Genomic DNA, 16,662 nt, shown 5'->3' on the forward strand with positions numbered 1-16,662 from the left:
CGAAACAAACGCAGTTCCCCCCCCCACCCATGGAAGGGACACCCATGGCAACACGCACCCGCACCCTCGGCAGGATCGCCAAGGTCCTGCTCGCCCCCACCCTCGCCCTCGGCGCCACCGTGGGCCTCGCCGCCGCCCCCGCCTCGGCCGCCGTCTGGAGCAGCTGCGAGCAGTACGGCAACACCAGCCTGAACGGCTACACCCTCTACAACAACATCTGGGGCTCCGGCGCCGGCAGCCAGTGCTTCTGGGCGAACTCCGGCACCAACTGGGGCGTCTGGGCCAACCACCCCAACACCGGCGGCATCAAGTCCTACCCGAACTCCAAGAAGGTGGTCAACAAGACGATCACCTCGCTCGGTTCGCTGACCGGCAGCTACAACGTCACCGTCCCGTCGTCCGGCTCGTACAACACCTCGTACGACATCTGGGACACCGACTACGACTACGAGGTCATGCTCTGGGTCAACAAGACCGGAGCCGTCGGCCCGCTCGGCACCTCGCAGGGCACGGTCACCCTCGGCGGCCACACCTGGACCGTCTACAAGGGCAACAACACCGCCAACGACGTGTTCTCCTTCGTGCGCACCTCGAACTCGACGTCCGGCACCGTCAACATCCTCCCGATCCTGAAGTGGATCAAGGACACCAAGGGCTGGTTCGGCAACGAGACCATCGGGGACGTGCAGTTCGGCTTCGAGATCACCTCGTCGTCCGGCGGCCTCGACTTCCAGACCAACAGCGCGACGGTCAGCAGCAGCTGACCGGAAACCGGCAGCTGAGCGGCGGCCGATCGGCGGCCAGGGCCGGCTCCGCGTTCGCGCGGGGCCGGCCCCCGCCGTGTCAGGGCCGGTCCACCTCGGCCCGCAGCGCGTTGTAGCCGGCGAAGGCCGAGTCCACGTCGGCGCGGGTCAGACCGTACCGGGCCAGGTCGTAGCTGTGCGGCCGGGCGCCCTTGGGCCGGGCGGCGACCTCGGGCAGCCGCGCGGCGTCGGCGTCGGTCCAGCGGGCGCCGATGGCGTCGTAGAGCTTCGGGGCACCGGTGGCCGGGTCGGAGCCGAGCCAGGAGTACGGGACGTCCACGACCGTCCCGGGAGGAAGGGCGGCACGGGCCGCGAGGCCGCGCCGCACGGAGCGGCTCAGCAGGTCGAGCCAGGTGGCTCCGAGACCGGGCAGGTCGAGGGGGCGCAGGGTGATGGCCATCCCGTGCTCGATCAGGCTGCAGAACGAGGCCACGACGGCGGCCGGGTCGCGGTGGGTCCACACGAGCGTGGCGTCGGGGAAGACCTCCAGCAGGGCGTCGAGGTTCTCGGTGTGCAACGGGGACTTCAGCACCCAACGGCGGCGGGGCCGGCCGTACTGGAGCACCTGGTAGATCTGCTTGAGGTACGCGTAGTCGGGGACGAAGTCCCGCTCGTCGAGCGCGGCCCGGTAGGCGGGGATCCGGGCCTGGGACAGCGGCATGATGGTGTGCGGGAGGGCGAAGGTGCACTCCTCGGGGCCCTCGGCGGTCATGGGGTGGATGTCGCGGTAGCGCGGCGAGAACAGGTTGATGCCGCCGACCATCATGCGCGCGGCGGTGACCGCCTTCCTGCGCCGCTCGGGCGAGCCCTGAAGGTCCGGTGTCAGTAACTCCCACAACCGGGGACATCGGTGCTGCTCGGAGAGGGACAGCACCCCGTGGGTGAGGGTGGTGGCGGTGCGCGGCAGGCCCACCACGAACACCGGCCGCTCGATGGGCTCCCGGGCGATGTCGGGGTGCTCGGCGATCAGCCGCCGGACCCGGGCGCGGTTGGCGAGATGCCTGCGGACGTGGCCCTGCGCGGACCACCAGCCGACCGGCGTGAGGTTCTCGTCCCGGGACCAGTGGCGCAGCAGCAGCCGGAAGTCGTCGACGAACCGCTCGTCCCCGTCCCCGTCCCCGTCCGCCGTTCCGGCCCCGGCGAGGAGACGGTCGAAGACGCGGTCGGGGGTGCGACGGGAGCCGTGACCCGGCCGCAGCAGCAGGTTGGCCAGGGTGAGGGCGAGCGGGGGTGAGGACATGGGCGAACACCCTTCGGAGGGGACGGGCAGTGGACGGGTGGTCCCTTACCCAGCCAACTGCCGTTCCGCTCCCAGGAGTTCATATGAAACCAAGCTTTAACCGGCCCTACTCGGCCACCGGCAGCCGTGCCCCGTCCCGCAGGAACAGCGGGAGGCGGTCCAGCGGGGCGTCGACCGTCACGGTCGTACCACCCTCGTACGTCTCACCCGTCCACGCGTCCGTCCAGGTCGCGCCCGCCGGGAGGTAGGCCGTGCGGGCCGTGGCGCCCGCCGCCAGCACCGGGGCGACGAGCAGATCCCGGCCGAAGAGGTAGGAGTCGTCGACGGACCAGGTCGCGGCGTCGTCCGGGAACTCAAGGAACAGCGGCCGCATGGGCGGCAGCCCCTCCTCGTGGGCCTCCCGCATGACCTTCAGGACGTACGGCCTGAGGCGCTCGCGCAGCCGCAGGTACTTCTCCAGGACCGCTCCGGCCCGCTCGCCGTACGACCACACCTCGTTCGGGCCGCCGGTCATGTCCGGGCCCAGCGGCATGCCCGGGTCACGGAAGCCGTGCAGGCGCATCAGCGGGGACAGCGCGCCGAACTGGAACCAGCGGACCATCACCTCCTGGTACGCCGGATCGCCGGGGTCGCCGCCGTGGAAGCCGCCGATGTCCGTGTTCCACCACGGGATGCCGGACAGGGCCGTGTTCAGACCCGCCGCGATCTGACGGCGCAGGGTCGCGAAGTCGGTGCCGATGTCACCGGACCACAGGGCGGCGCCGTAGCGCTGACTGCCCGCCCACGCCGAGCGGTTGAGGCTGATGATCTCCTCCTCGCCGGACGCGCGCAGCCCCTCGTAGAACGTGCGGGCGTTCTCCGCCGGGTAGATGTTGCCGACCTCCAGACCCGGACCCGCCCAGTAGCGCAGGTTCTCCTGGAAGCCAGGCTTCAGCTCGGGCTCGCAGGCGTCCAGCCAGAACGCCGTGATGCCGTACGGGGCAAGGTAGTTGTCCCGGATCTTCGACCACACGAACTCACGGGCGTCGGGGTTCGTCGCGTCGTAGAAGGCCACCTGGACCGTCGAGGCGACCCCCTTGTCCGGCCAGTCGGCGTGCGCCATCGGACTGTACTGGGTGCCGATGAAGTAGCCGCGCTGCTCCATCACCGGGTGGTTCTCGCTCAGCGGCGACACCGACGGCCAGACGCTCACCACCAACTTGACGCCCAGCTCGTCCAGTTCACGGACCATCGCCGCGGGGTCGGGCCACTCGGCCGGGTCGAACTTCCACTCGCCGAGGTGCGTCCAGTGGAAGAAGTCGCAGACGATGACGTCCAGGGGCAGCCCCCGGCGCTTGTACTCCCGTGCCACGGCGAGGAGTTCGTCCTGGGTGCGATAGCGCAGTTTGCACTGCCAGAAGCCCGCCGCCCACTCCGGCAGCATCGGGGTGCGGCCGGTGGCCGCGCTGTAGCGGCGCTGGGCGTCGGCGGGGGCTCCCGCGGTGATCCAGTAGTCGATCTGCCGGGCCGAGTCCGCCACCCAGCGGGTACCGTTCCCGGCCAGCTCCACCCGCCCGATCGCCGGGTTGTTCCACAGCAGCGTGTAGCCGCGGCTGGAGGTGAGCACCGGGATGCCGACCTCGGCGTTGCGCTGGACCAGGTCCAGGACCAGCCCCTTCTGGTCCAGCCGGCCGTGCTGGTGCTGCCCGAGGCCGTACAGCTTCTCGTCGTCGTACGCGGCGAAGCGCTGCTCCAGGCGGTGGTGGCCGTTGCCGACCGCCGTGTAGAGACGCGAGCCCGGCCACCAGAAGTGGGCGCGCTCCTCGGCCAGGATCTCCGTACCGTCGTCCGTGCGCAGGAAACGGATCAGGCCCTCTGCGGAAACCTCGACGGTCAGCGCGCCGACCGTCAACTGCCCTTCGCCGTCGCCGACCTTGACGCTGCTCTCGGTGGCCGGCGGCTCGTCGAGCAGTGCCCCCGGCAGCCCCTCGAGAATCGGCCCGCCGAGCCGGGCGCGCACCCGGACGGCATCCGGGCCCCAGGGCTCGACCCGCAGGGTCTCCTGACGGCCGCTCCACTCCAGCGCGCCGCCGCGCTCACGGAAGGTGCCGACCGTGGGCGAGGACTGCGCGAGACTGACCTGAGGCTGGTTTTCGGCGGGCTGGTTCATGTGGGGTGCTCCTTGAAGGAGTAAGGAGTGCAGACATGGCGGTGCCCCGGAGGGCACGACAGCGAGAAAGCAGGGGTGTGGCAGGAGGCGAGAGGGTGGATCAGGAGGCGGTGGGGGCCGGTCCCGTGCTCGCCCGGACCGTCAACTCGGGTGCGATCAGCACGACTTCGTCGCTGCCGTGCCCGTCCAGCTTGGCCACGAGGCGTTCCACCGCGTGGCGGCCCATCTCCTGGGCGGGGATGGCGACCGACGTCAGCCGTACCGAGGCCTGGACGGCGACCTGGTCGGGGCAGATCGCCACCACCGACACGTCCTCCGGCACGGCCCGGCCCTGTTGCCGCAGCAGCGCGAGCAGTGGCTCGACCGCCGCCTCGTTCTGCACGACGAACCCGGTGGTGCCCGGACGCTCGTCGAGGACCCGGGCCAGGGTCACGGCCATCGCGTCGTACCCGCCCTCGCACGGGCGGTGCAGCAGCCTGAGGCCCAACTCCCTGGCCCGGTACCGGAGTCCGTCGAGTGTGCGCTCGGCGAACCCGGTGTGCCGTTCGTAGACCGCCGGGGCCTCGCCGATGACAGCGATGTCGCGGTGGCCCAGCGTCGCCAGGTGCTCCACGCACAGCGCGCCGGTCGCCGCGAAGTCCAGGTCGACACAGGTCAGGCCGGAGGTGTCGGCGGGCAGCCCGATCAGCACGGACGGCTGATCGGTGGAGCGCAGCAGCGGCAGCCGCTCGTCGTCCAGTTCGACGTCCATCAGGATCATCGCGTCGGCGAGCCCGCTGCCGGTGACGCGGCGCACGGCGTCGGGACCCTCCTCGCCGGTGAGCAGCAGGACGTCGTACCCGTGTGTGCGCGCCGTGGTGGCCACCGCGATGGCGATCTCCATCATCACCGGCACGTACATGTCGGTGCGCAGCGGGATCATCAGCGCGATGATGTTCGACTTGCTGCTGGCCAGGGCGCGCGCACCCGCGTTCGGGTGGTAGCCGAGGTCCCGGATGCTCTGCTCGACCCGCTGCCGGGTGGTCGTGGAGATGGACCGCTTGCCACTGAGGACATAGCTCACCGTGCTCGCCGAGACTCCGGCGTGCTGGGCGACCTCGGCGAGGGTGACCATCCAGCTCTCCAAGTTTTGTGAAGCGCTTCGACAGTGCGCATGACGAACAGGTGCGGGTGAGGGTGGTTCGACAGTAGCTCTAGCAGGGGTGGGTGTCCATAGGTTGTCGAAGCGCTTCGACAGCGAGTTGTGGGGGATTGGTGGAGAAGGCTACGGCAACCTTTTCCGGCCCGGAGGCCACTGGAGTCACGTAAGCATGATCCGCCCTCGGAAGGACCCCCATGCAGCACCGTCGTCCCCGCCTGTCGAAGAAGGCCAGGGTGATCACCGCCGCCGCGGTCGCCCTCGCGGCCGCCGCCGGCGTCACCGTCGCCCAGGCGGGCGAGTCGAGCAAGAAGTGCACGGCCTTCGACACGGTCACGCTCGGCAAGTACTACGTCAACAACAACCTCTGGGGTCAGGACAAGGGCACCGGCAGCCAGTGCGTCTGGGACAACTCCGCGGGCGGGAACACCATCTCCTGGGGGACCGGCTACACCTGGGCCAACAGCGCCAAGGGCACCGACTCGGACGTGAAGTCGTACGCCTCCACCGTCCTCGGCTGGCACTGGGGCTGGAAGGTCGACAAGGCGAAGACGGGTCTGCCGATCAAGGTCGGCGACCGCAAGAAGGTGACGGCGAGCTGGGAGTTCTCGCTGCCGTCCAACCCCGGAACCATGAACGTCGCCTACGACCTGTGGCTTCACACCAAGAACACCGCGGACTGGCAGGACCAGCCCACCGACGAGATCATGATCTGGGTCAACCGCCAGGGCGGCGCGGGCCCGCTGGGCACCAAGTACGGCAGCGTCAGCCTGGACGGCGCGATGTGGGACATCTACCAGGGTGACATCGGCTGGAAGGTGTACTCCTTCGTCCGCCGCACCAACACCACCAAGGCCACCCTCAACCTGGACGACTTCACCCAGGCACTCGTTCGGCGCAAGCTGCTGAGCAACGACAAGTACGTCTCCGGCATCGAGTCCGGCACCGAGGTGTTCAAGGGCACGGGCCGCCTGGACACGAAGTCGTACGCGGTCAGCATCGGCTGAACCGGCTCGCGAGGGGTGGCGGGGTCATCCCGGATCGGGTACCAACGATCGGGTAGCACCCATCGGTAACCAATGTGGTCCGAGATCCCGATTCGCGGCGAGGTGAGCCTCATGTCCGCACCACCCCTCAAGAAACCCACCGTCACCGAGCGTGAGGCCCGCCAGGTCGCCGAGGCCGCCCGGGAGCAGGACTGGCGCAAGCCGAGCTTCGCCAAGGAACTGTTCCTGGGCCGCTTCCGGCTCGACCTGATCCACCCCCACCCGCTCCCCTCCGACGAGGCCGTCCGGCGCGGCGAGCAGTTCCTGGCGAAACTCCGCGACTTCTGCGAGACGCAGGTGGACGCGGCCCGCATCGAGCGCGAGGCCCGCATCCCCGACGAGGTCGTGGGCGGGCTCAAGGACCTCGGCGCCCTCGGCATGAAGATCGACCCCAAGTACGGCGGCCTCGGCCTGACCCAGGTGTACTACAACAAGGCGCTGGCCCTGGTCGGCTCGGCCAGCCCGGCGGTCGGCGTGCTGCTGTCGGCGCACCAGTCGATCGGCGTACCGCAGCCGCTGAAGCTGTTCGGCACCGAAGAGCAGAAGCAGCGGTTCCTGCCGCGCTGCGCGACCACCGCCATCAGCGCCTTCCTCCTCACCGAACCGGACGTCGGCTCCGACCCGGCCCGCCTCGCGACGAGCGCGGTGCCCGACGGCGACGACTACGTCCTCGACGGCGTGAAGCTGTGGACGACGAACGGCGTGGTCGCCGACCTGCTGGTGGTCATGGCCCGGGTCCCGAAGAGCGAAGGGCACAAGGGCGGCATCACCGCCTTCGTCGTGGAGACGGACTCGCCCGGCATCACCGTCGAGAACCGCAACGCCTTCATGGGCCTGCGGGGCATCGAGAACGGCGTCACCCGCTTCCACCAGGTCCGGGTACCGGCCGCGAACCGCGTCGGCCCCGAGGGCGCGGGCCTGAAGATCGCGCTGACCACCCTCAACACCGGCCGGCTCTCGCTGCCCGCGTCCTGCGTGGCCGCAGGCAAGTGGTGTCTGAAGATCGCCCGCGAATGGTCGGCGGCCCGTGAGCAGTGGGGCAAGCCCCTCGCCCACCACGAGGCGGTCGGCGCGAAGATCAGCTTCATCGCGGCGACGACCTTCGCCCTGGAGGCGGTGCTCGACCTCTCCTCGCAGATGGCCGACGAGGACCGCAACGACATCCGCATCGAGGGCGCGCTGGCCAAGCTCATCGCCTCCGAGATGGGCTGGCGCATGGCCGACGAACTGGTCCAGATCCGCGGCGGCCGGGGCTTCGAGACGGCGGAGTCGCTCGCCGCCCGGGGCGAGCGGGCGGTCCCCGCCGAACAGGTCCTGCGCGACCTGCGGATCAACCGCATCTTCGAGGGCTCGACGGAGATCATGCACCTCCTCATCGCCCGCGAGGCCGTCGACGCCCACCTCACGGTCGCCGGCGACCTCATCGACCCCGACAAGTCCCTCCAGGACAAGGCGAAGGCAGGCGCGAACGCCGGCGTCTTCTACGCCAAGTGGCTCCCGAAACTGGTCGCGGGACCGGGCCAGCTTCCGTCGTCGTACGGTGAGTTCAAGCACGCGGGCGTCGACCTCTCCCCGCACCTGCGCCACGTCGAGCGGCATGCGCGCAAGCTCGCCCGCTCCACCTTCTACGCCATGTCCCGCTGGCAGGGCCGGATGGAGACCAAGCAGGGCTTCCTCGGCCGGATCGTGGACATCGGCGCGGAGCTGTTCGCCATGAGCGCGGCCTGTGTGCGCGCCGAACTGCTGCGCTCGCGCGGCGAGCACGGCCGCGAGGCCTACCAGCTCGCCGACGCCTTCTGCCGCCAGTCCCGCATCCGCGTCGACGAGCTCTTCAGCCGCCTGTGGAGCAACACCGACGAGCTGGACCGGAAGGTCGTCAAGGGCGTCATGGCGGGCGCCTACGAGTGGCTGGAACAGGGCATCGTCGACCTGTCGGGGGAGGGCCCCTGGATCGCCGACGCCACACCGGGACCGAGCGAGAAGGAGAACGTGCACCGCCCGATCAGGTGAGGCGTCGCACACACGCCCGACGGGTGCCCCCTGTCCCGAGCCCCTCGTGAGAGGGACGAGGAGGGGGCGCCCTGTCCTGCCACCCAGCCGGAGCGGCAACAATGGGGGGATGAGCGACAGTCCAGCCCCCCGAGGGCTTCCGGCCCGTGCCCTCGCCGACCCGCACCTCGTCTACGACCCGGTCGCGGGCGACGACCCCAAGGACGTGGTGATCCTCGGCTCCACCGGTTCGATCGGCACCCAGGCCATCGACCTCGTGCTGCGCAACCCGGACCGCTTCCGGGTGACCGGCCTGTCCGCCAACGGCGGCCGGGTCGCCCTGCTCGCCGAGCAGGCCCGCCGGCTGCGGGTGCGGACCGTCGCGGTCGCCCGCGAGGACGTCGTCCCCGCGCTGCGCGAGGCGCTCGCCGCCGAGTACGGGACGGGGGAGCCGCTCCCCGAGATCCTGGCCGGCCCGGACGCGGCCACCCGGCTCGCCGCCTCCGACTGCCACACCGTGCTGAACGGCATCACCGGCTCCATCGGCCTGGCCCCGACCCTCGCCGCCCTGGAGGCGGGCCGCACCCTCGCGCTCGCCAACAAGGAGTCGCTCATCGTCGGCGGCCCGCTGGTCAAGGCGCTCGCCGAGCCCGGGCAGATCATTCCGGTGGACTCCGAGCACGCGGCCCTCTTCCAGGCCCTGGCCGCCGGCACCCGCGCGGACGTCCGCAAGCTGGTCGTCACCGCCTCCGGCGGCCCCTTCCGCGGCCGTACGAAGGAGCAGCTGGCGAACGTCACGGTCGAGGACGCCCTCGCCCACCCCACCTGGTCCATGGGCCCGGTCATCACGATCAACTCCGCGACCCTGGTCAACAAGGGCCTGGAGGTCATCGAGGCGCACCTCCTCTACGACATTCCCTTCTCGCGGATTGAGGTGGTCGTGCACCCGCAGTCGTATGTCCACTCGATGGTTGAGTTCACGGACGGATCGACACTGGCCCAGGCGACGCCCCCCGACATGCGCGGGCCCATCGCCATCGGCCTCGGCTGGCCCGGGCGCGTCCCGGACGCGGCGCCCGCCTTCGACTGGAGCACGGCGTCGACGTGGGAGTTCTTCCCGCTCGACAACGAGGCCTTCCCCTCGGTGAACCTCGCCCGGCACGTGGGCGAGCTCGCGGGCACCGCCCCGGCGGTGTTCAATGCCGCAAACGAGGAGTGCGTGGAGGCGTTCCGCAAGGGCGCGCTCCCGTTCAACGGGATCATGGAGACCATCACCAAGGTCGTGGCGGAACACGACACGCCGGTGACGGGAACTTCACTCACGGTGTCGGACGTCCTCGAAGCGGAGACCTGGGCACGGGCCCGGGTCCAGGAACTGACGGCTACCGCGGAGGCGCGTGCATGACAGCCCTGATGATGATCCTCGGCATAGTCGTCTTCGTGGTCGGCCTGCTGTTCTCGATCGCCTGGCACGAGCTGGGGCACCTGTCCACGGCCAAGCTCTTCGGCATCCGCGTGCCGCAGTACATGGTCGGCTTCGGCCCGACCGTCTTCTCGCGGAAGAAGGGCGACACCGAGTACGGCATCAAGGCCATCCCGCTCGGCGGCTACATCCGCATGATCGGCATGTTCCCGCCGGGTGAGGACGGCCGGATCACGGCCCGCTCCACCTCGCCCTGGCGCGGCATGATCGAGGACGCCCGCTCGGCCGCCTACGAGGAACTCCAGCCGGGCGACGAGACCCGCATGTTCTACACGCGCAAGCCGTGGAAACGGGTCATCGTGATGTTCGCGGGCCCCTTCATGAACCTGGTGCTCGCGATCGGGCTGTTCCTCACCGTCCTGATGGGCTTCGGCATCTCGCAGCAGACCAACACGGTCAGCTCGGTCTCCCCCTGCGTCATCGCGCAGAGCGAGAACCGCGACGAGTGCAAGTCGACCGACCCCGCCTCCCCGGCCGCCGCCGCGGGCATGAAGCCCGGCGACAAGATCGTCTCCTTCGCCGGCGAGAAGACGGACGACTGGAACACCCTCTCCGACCTGATCCGCGTCAGCGCGGGCAAACAGGTGGCCATCGTCGTCGACCGCAAGGGCCAGGAACTGACCCTGCACGCGACCATCGCCACCAACCAGGTCGCCAAGAAGGACTCCGACGGCACCTACGTCCAGGGCGAGTACATCAAGGCCGGTTTCCTCGGCTTCAGCGCGGCCACCGGCGTCGTCAAGCAGGACTTCGGCGACTCCGTGTCCTGGATGACCGACCGGGTCGGCGAGGCCGTGGACTCCATCGCCGCCCTGCCCGGCAAGATCCCGGCCCTGTGGAACGCGGCCTTCGACGGCGCGCCCCGTGAGCCCGACTCGCCCATGGGCGTGGTCGGCGCGGCCCGCGTCGGCGGCGAGATCTTCACCCTGGACATCCCGGCCTCGCAGCAGCTGGCCATGGCCGTGATGCTGGTCGCTGGCTTCAACCTCTCCCTGTTCCTCTTCAACATGCTCCCGCTGCTTCCCCTGGACGGCGGGCACATCGCGGGCGCCGTGTGGGAGTCGCTGCGCCGCAACACGGCCAAGGTCCTGCGCCGCCCCGACCCGGGCCCGTTCGACGTGGCGAAGCTGATGCCGGTGGCCTACGTGGTGGCGGGCATCTTCATCTGCTTCACCGTGCTGGTCCTCATCGCGGACGTGGTGAACCCGGTGCGGATCTCCTAGCCATCTCCTCGTCACACGCAGTTCGCGGCGGCCCGGGACGATCCGTTCCGGGCCGTCTTGCGTCGAGTGGGTTCGACGGCCGGTGGGGGTACCCCCGGCCGGGTGTTTCGAGGGTGGGGGAGTGCTGGCGCCTGGGTCGGTGCCGTAATCTCGAAGCCTGGAACCCGCCTCAGACGGGACCTGGGCCTTGATCCACGACTTGGGGTTGCACAGCAGATGACTGCGATTTCTCTCGGCATGCCGTCCGTTCCGACCAAGCTCGCCGAGCGCCGCAAGAGCCGGCAGATCCAGGTCGGCTCCGTGGCGGTGGGCGGAGACGCCCCTGTGTCGGTGCAGTCGATGACGACGACCCGTACGTCGGACATCGGCGCCACCCTCCAGCAGATCGCCGAGCTCACCGCGTCCGGCTGCCAGATCGTGCGTGTCGCCTGTCCCACGCAGGACGACGCCGACGCCCTGTCGACGATCGCCCGCAAGTCGCAGATCCCGGTGATCGCGGACATCCACTTCCAGCCGAAGTACGTGTTCGCGGCGATCGAGGCGGGCTGTGCGGCGGTCCGGGTGAACCCCGGCAACATCAAGCAGTTCGACGACAAGGTCAAGGAGATCGCCCGGGCCGCGAAGGACCACGGCACCCCGATCCGCATCGGTGTCAACGCCGGCTCCCTGGACCGCCGCCTGCTCCAGAAGTACGGCAGGGCGACCCCGGAGGCCCTGGCGGAGTCGGCGCTGTGGGAGGCGTCCCTCTTCGAGGAGCACGACTTCCGGGACATCAAGATCTCCGTCAAGCACAACGACCCGGTGATCATGGTCGAGGCCTACCGTCAGCTCGCCGCCCAGTGCGACTACCCGCTGCACCTGGGCGTCACGGAGGCGGGCCCCGCCTTCCAGGGCACGATCAAGTCGGCGGTGGCCTTCGGCGCGCTGCTGTCCCAGGGCATCGGCGACACGATCCGCGTCTCCCTCTCCGCGCCCCCGGTGGAGGAGGTCAAGGTCGGCAACCAGATCCTGGAGTCCCTGAACCTCAGGCAGCGTGGCCTGGAGATCGTTTCCTGCCCGTCCTGCGGCCGCGCCCAGGTCGACGTGTACAAGCTGGCCGAAGAGGTCACGGCGGGCCTGGAGGGCATGGAGGTCCCGTTGCGCGTCGCGGTCATGGGCTGTGTCGTGAACGGCCCCGGCGAGGCCCGCGAAGCCGACCTGGGCGTCGCCTCCGGCAACGGCAAGGGCCAGATCTTCGTCAAGGGCGAGGTCATCAAGACCGTCCCCGAGTCCAAGATCGTCGAGACCCTCATCGAAGAGGCCATGAAGATCGCCGAACAGATGGAGGCGAACGGCACGGCATCGGGCGAGCCGACGGTGTCGGTCGCGGGCTGACGCCGCCTCAGAAGCGCCGATGGGCCAACCCCGCCCGGCCCGGGCGGCCTTCTCAGCCCCGGTCAGGTGCGTTCGGCCCGTCCGGTGTTCGGGGCCGAGGTCCAGCCGTCTCGGGCCTTCAGCCGTCCGAGGGGGCGGGTTTCTCGGTGTCGGTCAGGTGCGTTCGGTCCGTCCGGTGTTCGGGGCCGAGGTCCAGCCGTCTCGGGCCTTCAGCCGTCCGAGGGGGCGGGTTTCTCGGTGTCGGTCAGGTGTGTTCGGTCCGTCCGGTGTTCAACGGCGAGGGGCGGCCGTCCCGGGCCTCCGGGCGTCCGAGGGGTGGGCTCTGTGGGGTCGGTCCGCAAGATCCAGCCCGTCCGGCGCTTGAGGACGAGGCCCCTTCAGGGCCGACAGCGGGGGTCTGGGGGCGGCAGCCCCCGGGGGACGGTACGACAGCCGACGGTCACGGCAGACGAACGCCAGCCGAACACAGGGCGGCGCGGCAAAGCTTCCGCAGGTACAGTGCGGGGACCAGCAGACCTGAGTGTGAGGCCCCGCGCGTGTTGACCCAGACCACCTCCCGGGTCCTCGAACCGAGCGACCTGGACGCCGCGCTCGCCGTCCTCGACCGCGAGCCGGTCGCCAACGCCTTCGTGACGTCCCGTGTGCAGGTCGCGGGCCTGGACCCGTGGCGGCTCGGCGGCGAGATGTGGGGCTGGTACGAGGACGGCATGCTGACGTCCCTGTGCTACGCAGGCGCCAACCTGGTCCCGATCTGCGCCACCCCGCGCGCGGTGCGGGCCTTCGCCGACCGCGCCCGCCGGGCAGGCCGCCGCTGCTCCTCGATCGTCGGTCCCACCGAGCCGACGACCCAGCTGTGGCGCCTCCTCGAGCCCCACTGGGGCCCGGCCCGAGAGGTCCGCACCCGTCAGCCCCTCATGGTCACCGACCGCATGCCCACCGACATCGCTCCCGATCCCTACGTCCGCCGCATCCGCAAGGACGAGATGGAAACGATCATGCCGGCGTGTGTGGCGATGTTCACCGAGGAGGTCGGCATCTCCCCGATGGCCGGCGACGGCGGCCTGCTCTACCAGGCCCGCGTGGCCGAACTCGTGGGCTCCGGCCGCTCGTTCGCCCGCCTCGACGACCGTGGCAGGGTCGCCTTCAAGGCGGAGATCGGCGCCGCGACGTCCCACGCCTGCCAGATCCAGGGCGTGTGGGTGGCCCCCGAGTACCGAGGACAGGGCCTGGCGGCCCCCGGCATGGCAGCGGTCCTGCGCTACGCCCTGGCGGACGTCGCCCCGGTCGTCAGCCTCTACGTGAACGACTTCAACACACCGGCGAGGCGCACCTACCGCAGGGTGGGTTTCCAGGAGGTCGGCGCCTTCACGAGCGTGCTCTTTTGACGCCCCTGTAGGCTCCCGCCATGGACCTCGTCATCGGCCCCTTGGACCTTCCCGCCCATGTGGACGAGGCACTGGCCGTCCAAGCGATCGCCTTCGGACTCGGCCCCGACGAGGTGGCCGTCCGCCGTCAGATCGTCCTGCGCCACATGGCGAACCCCGGTGCGAGAGCCTTCGGCGCGAGCGCCGGAGACAGACTCGTCGGCTTCGTCTACGGCATGCCCAACGACCGCACCCACTGGTGGTCCACCGTCGTACAGCCCTACCTCCGTGCCCAGGGCAACGAGCACTGGCTGGACGACTCCTTCGTGATCACGGAGCTCCACGTCCACCCCGCCTACCAGAACCGCGGCGCGGGCCGGACCCTGATCACCACGATCACCGACACCGCGGCCGAACCCCGCTCGATCCTCTCCGCGATCGACACGGAGAGCCCCGCCCGTGCCCTCTACCGCTCCCTGGGCTACCGGGACCTCGCCCGCAGCGTCCTCTTCCCCAGCGCCCCCCGCCCGTACGCGGTGATGGGCGCCCCGCTTCCGCTCCTTCGGCCCCAGGGCCTGGCCTAGCGGATTTCCGGCCCCGCCACGCTCCCGGCTAACCTCCTAGCCATCACCCTTACCCGGCAGGAGTACGAAAACCATGGCGAACGCACCTGTCCAGCGCATGTCCCAGTTGATGGCGAAGACGCTGCGCGACGACCCCGCGGACGCCGAGGTCCTGAGCCACAAGCTCCTCGTCCGCGCCGGCTACGTCCGTCGCACCGCCGCCGGCATCTGGTCCTGGCTGCCGCTCGGCAAGAAGGTCCTCGCCAACGTGGAGCGGATCGTCCGCGAGGAGATGGACGCGATCGGCGCCCAGGAGGTCAGCCTCCCCGCCCTGCTGCCGCGCGAGCCCTACGAGGCGACCGGCCGCTGGGACGAGTACGGCCCGGAGCTGTTCCGCCTCCAGGACCGCAAGGGCGGCGACTACCTCCTCGGCCCCACCCACGAGGAGATCTTCACGCTGATCGTGAAGGACCAGGCGTCCTCCTACAAGGACCTGCCGGTCATCCTCTACCAGATCCAGACGAAGTTCCGTGACGAGGCCCGCCCGCGGGCCGGCATCCTGCGCGGCCGCGAGTTCCTCATGAAGGACTCCTACTCCTTCGACACCGAGGACGAGGGGCTCGCCCAGTCCTATGCCCTGCACCGCCAGGCGTACCAGAAGGTGTTCGAGCGCCTCGGCCTCGACTACCGCATCTGCGCGGCGACCGCGGGCGCGATGGGCGGCTCCAAGTCGGAGGAGTTCCTCGCACCGGCCGGGGCCGGCGAGGACACCTTCGCGGACTGCCCGAACTGCGACTTCGCGGCGAACACCGAGGCGATCACGTACGAGCTGAAGCCGGTGGACGCCGAAGGCGTCGCCGCGCTCGAGGAGATCCCGACCCCCGACACCCCCACCATCGAGACCCTCGCCACCTCCCTCGGCGTCCCGGCCTCCGCCACCCTGAAGAACCTGCTGGTGAAGGTGGACGGCGAGATCGTCGCCGTCGGCGTCCCCGGCGACCGCGAGGTCGACCTCGGCAAGGTCGAGGCGCACTTCGCCCCGGCCACCGTCGAACTGGTCACCGCCGAGGACTTCGTCGGCCGCCCGGACCTGGTCCGCGGCTACGTCGGCCCACAGGGCCTGGGTGAGAAGGTCACGTACATCGCCGACCCGCGCGTGGCCCCCGGCACCGCCTGGATCACCGGCGCCAACAAGCAGCACACGCACGCGAAGAACGTCGTCGCGGGCCGGGACTTCGAGGTCGGCGAGTACGTCGACGTCGTGGTCGTCCAGGAAGGCGACCCCTGCCCGAACTGCGGCACCGGCCTCAAGCTGGACCGCGCCATCGAGATCGGCCACATCTTCCAGCTCGGCCGCAAGTACGCCGACGCCCTCAAGCTCGACGTCCTCGGCCAGAACGGCAAGCCGGTCCGCGTGACCATGGGCTCCTACGGCATCGGCGTCTCCCGCGCGGTCGCCGCCCTCGCCGAGCAGACCGCCGACGACAAGGGCCTGTGCTGGCCCGCCGAGGTCGCCCCGGCAGACGTGCACGTCGTCGCCGCCGGCAAGGCCCTGCAGACCGAGCTGGCGCTCGACGTCTCCGAGAAGCTGCGCGCGGCCGGCCTGCGCGTCCTGGTCGACGACCGGGCCGGCGTCTCCCCGGGCGTGAAGTTCACCGACTCCGAGCTGATGGGCGTACCGAAGATCCTGGTGGCGGGCCGCCGCTCCGCCGAGGGCGTCCTGGAGCTGAAGGACCGCAGGACCGGCGAGCGCGAGGAGCTCACGGTGGACGAGGCGATCGCCCGTCTGACGGCGTGATCTAAAGAAACGTCTCAGAGAGTTCTGTGGAGGCGTATGGCCGCCTCACAGACTTCTCTCAGACCGTTCCCCGACCGTAGTGCGTGACAGAACGTCACTGCGGAGGGGAACGATCATGGCGACCAGGGAAGAGGAACGGGGGGCCGCGGCTGCGGTCCGTAGAGGTGCGCGGCGGACGGCGGCCTTCGCGGCGGCCGTCACGCTGGCCGGGGCGGCGGGAGTGTTCGCCCTGATCGGCACCATGCAGGCGGACGCGAGCTCGACGGCGAGCGGCAGCGGCACGAGTTCCAGTACGAGCAGCAGCACGGACACCTCGTCGAGCAGCACGCAGTCGGACGACTCCTCGTCGAGCAACTCGTCCTCGGACGACTCGACCGGCTCGGACAGCTCGACCGGCTCGGACAGCTCGTCCTCCTCGGACAACTCCACCGGCTCCGACGGCGGTCTCACCTCCTCCTCGGGCGGGTCCACCGACTCCACCTCGGGGGCGTC

Annotated in this window: 13 protein-coding genes; 9 read left to right on the forward strand and 4 right to left on the reverse strand. The window is 70.2% G+C overall.

Going from position 1 to position 16,662, the window contains the following annotated elements; all coding sequences use genetic code 11:
• Positions 1 to 44: 44 nt before the first annotated feature.
• Positions 45 to 764, forward strand: coding sequence for a glycoside hydrolase family 12 protein (locus tag OG289_RS35930; protein WP_327318193.1), 720 nt, complete (start codon positions 45 to 47; stop codon positions 762 to 764).
• 79 nt (positions 765 to 843) lie between these two features.
• Here OG289_RS35930 and OG289_RS35935 read toward each other — a convergent pair whose 3' ends face one another.
• The 3 genes from OG289_RS35935 to OG289_RS35945 all read right to left on the reverse strand — a co-directional run bounded on the left by OG289_RS35935 (position 844) and on the right by OG289_RS35945 (position 5,306).
• On the reverse strand, positions 844 to 2,043 hold the full coding sequence (locus OG289_RS35935) for a sulfotransferase family protein (RefSeq protein WP_327318194.1): 1,200 nt from the start codon (positions 2,041 to 2,043) through the stop codon (positions 844 to 846).
• A gap of 106 nt (positions 2,044 to 2,149) precedes the next feature.
• On the reverse strand, positions 2,150 to 4,192 hold the full coding sequence (locus tag OG289_RS35940) for a glycoside hydrolase family 31 protein (protein ID WP_327318195.1): 2,043 nt from the start codon (positions 4,190 to 4,192) through the stop codon (positions 2,150 to 2,152).
• 100 nt (positions 4,193 to 4,292) lie between these two features.
• A complete protein-coding gene (locus OG289_RS35945; protein ID WP_327318196.1) occupies positions 4,293 to 5,306 on the reverse strand; it encodes a LacI family DNA-binding transcriptional regulator in 1,014 nt (337 codons plus the stop codon).
• 221 nt (positions 5,307 to 5,527) lie between these two features.
• Between OG289_RS35945 and OG289_RS35950 the strand changes: the two genes are divergently transcribed.
• The 8 genes from OG289_RS35950 (at position 5,528) to OG289_RS35985 (ending at position 16,170) form a co-directional block, all read left to right on the forward strand.
• Positions 5,528 to 6,337 carry a GH12 family glycosyl hydrolase domain-containing protein gene (locus OG289_RS35950; protein ID WP_327318197.1) on the forward strand — a complete coding sequence of 270 codons (810 nt, stop codon included), beginning with the start codon at positions 5,528 to 5,530 and terminating at the stop codon, positions 6,335 to 6,337.
• A 111-nt stretch (positions 6,338 to 6,448) separates the two neighbouring features.
• Positions 6,449 to 8,386 (forward strand): acyl-CoA dehydrogenase family protein, encoded by a 1,938-nt coding sequence (locus OG289_RS35955; RefSeq protein ID WP_327318198.1) that lies wholly within the window; start codon positions 6,449 to 6,451, stop codon positions 8,384 to 8,386.
• Positions 8,387 to 8,495: 109 nt separating this feature from the next.
• Positions 8,496 to 9,770 (forward strand): 1-deoxy-D-xylulose-5-phosphate reductoisomerase, encoded by a 1,275-nt coding sequence (gene dxr, locus OG289_RS35960; protein WP_327318199.1) that lies wholly within the window; start codon positions 8,496 to 8,498, stop codon positions 9,768 to 9,770.
• On the forward strand, positions 9,767 to 11,071 hold the full coding sequence (locus OG289_RS35965; RefSeq protein WP_327318200.1) for a M50 family metallopeptidase: 1,305 nt from the start codon (positions 9,767 to 9,769) through the stop codon (positions 11,069 to 11,071). The genes dxr and OG289_RS35965 overlap by 4 nt, the downstream gene beginning before the upstream one ends.
• A gap of 216 nt (positions 11,072 to 11,287) precedes the next feature.
• Complete coding sequence (ispG, locus tag OG289_RS35970) at positions 11,288 to 12,445, forward strand: flavodoxin-dependent (E)-4-hydroxy-3-methylbut-2-enyl-diphosphate synthase (RefSeq protein WP_327318201.1); 1,158 nt, start codon at positions 11,288 to 11,290, stop codon at positions 12,443 to 12,445.
• Positions 12,446 to 12,981: 536 nt separating this feature from the next.
• Entirely contained in the window at positions 12,982 to 13,830 is an 849-nt protein-coding gene (locus OG289_RS35975; protein ID WP_327318202.1) for a GNAT family N-acetyltransferase, read from the forward strand.
• Between the two features lie 20 nt (positions 13,831 to 13,850).
• Positions 13,851 to 14,393: a GNAT family N-acetyltransferase gene (locus OG289_RS35980; protein WP_327318203.1), complete on the forward strand. Its 543-nt coding sequence runs from the start codon at positions 13,851 to 13,853 to the stop codon at positions 14,391 to 14,393.
• A gap of 73 nt (positions 14,394 to 14,466) precedes the next feature.
• A complete protein-coding gene (locus OG289_RS35985) occupies positions 14,467 to 16,170 on the forward strand; it encodes a proline--tRNA ligase (RefSeq protein ID WP_327318204.1) in 1,704 nt (567 codons plus the stop codon).
• Between the two features lie 45 nt (positions 16,171 to 16,215).
• Here the strand turns inward: OG289_RS35985 and OG289_RS35990 are convergent, their stop codons facing one another.
• On the reverse strand, positions 16,216 to 16,641 hold the full coding sequence (locus OG289_RS35990) for a hypothetical protein (RefSeq protein WP_327318205.1): 426 nt from the start codon (positions 16,639 to 16,641) through the stop codon (positions 16,216 to 16,218).
• Positions 16,642 to 16,662 lie beyond the last annotated feature (21 nt).

This window comes from Streptomyces sp. NBC_01235 (assembly GCF_035989285.1).
In the GTDB taxonomy this organism is placed as follows: domain Bacteria; phylum Actinomycetota; class Actinomycetes; order Streptomycetales; family Streptomycetaceae; genus Streptomyces.

What these genes read in the sequence shown, in the direction of transcription:
- dxr (WP_327318199.1), top strand. Translation starts at nt 8,496, where the DNA reads ATGAGCGACAGTCCAGCCCCCCGAGGGCTTCCGGCCCGTGCCCTCGCC.
- OG289_RS35955 (WP_327318198.1), top strand. Translation starts at nt 6,449, where the DNA reads ATGTCCGCACCACCCCTCAAGAAACCCACCGTCACCGAGCGTGAGGCC.
- OG289_RS35930 (WP_327318193.1), top strand. Translation starts at nt 45, where the DNA reads ATGGCAACACGCACCCGCACCCTCGGCAGGATCGCCAAGGTCCTGCTC.
- OG289_RS35950 (WP_327318197.1), top strand. Translation starts at nt 5,528, where the DNA reads ATGCAGCACCGTCGTCCCCGCCTGTCGAAGAAGGCCAGGGTGATCACC.
- OG289_RS35985 (WP_327318204.1), top strand. Translation starts at nt 14,467, where the DNA reads ATGGCGAACGCACCTGTCCAGCGCATGTCCCAGTTGATGGCGAAGACG.
- ispG (WP_327318201.1), top strand. Translation starts at nt 11,288, where the DNA reads ATGACTGCGATTTCTCTCGGCATGCCGTCCGTTCCGACCAAGCTCGCC.
- OG289_RS35940 (WP_327318195.1), bottom strand. Translation starts at nt 4,192, where the DNA reads ATGAACCAGCCCGCCGAAAACCAGCCTCAGGTCAGTCTCGCGCAGTCC.
- OG289_RS35935 (WP_327318194.1), bottom strand. Translation starts at nt 2,043, where the DNA reads ATGTCCTCACCCCCGCTCGCCCTCACCCTGGCCAACCTGCTGCTGCGG.
- OG289_RS35965 (WP_327318200.1), top strand. Translation starts at nt 9,767, where the DNA reads ATGACAGCCCTGATGATGATCCTCGGCATAGTCGTCTTCGTGGTCGGC.
- OG289_RS35945 (WP_327318196.1), bottom strand. Translation starts at nt 5,306, where the DNA reads ATGGTCACCCTCGCCGAGGTCGCCCAGCACGCCGGAGTCTCGGCGAGC.
- OG289_RS35980 (WP_327318203.1), top strand. Translation starts at nt 13,851, where the DNA reads ATGGACCTCGTCATCGGCCCCTTGGACCTTCCCGCCCATGTGGACGAG.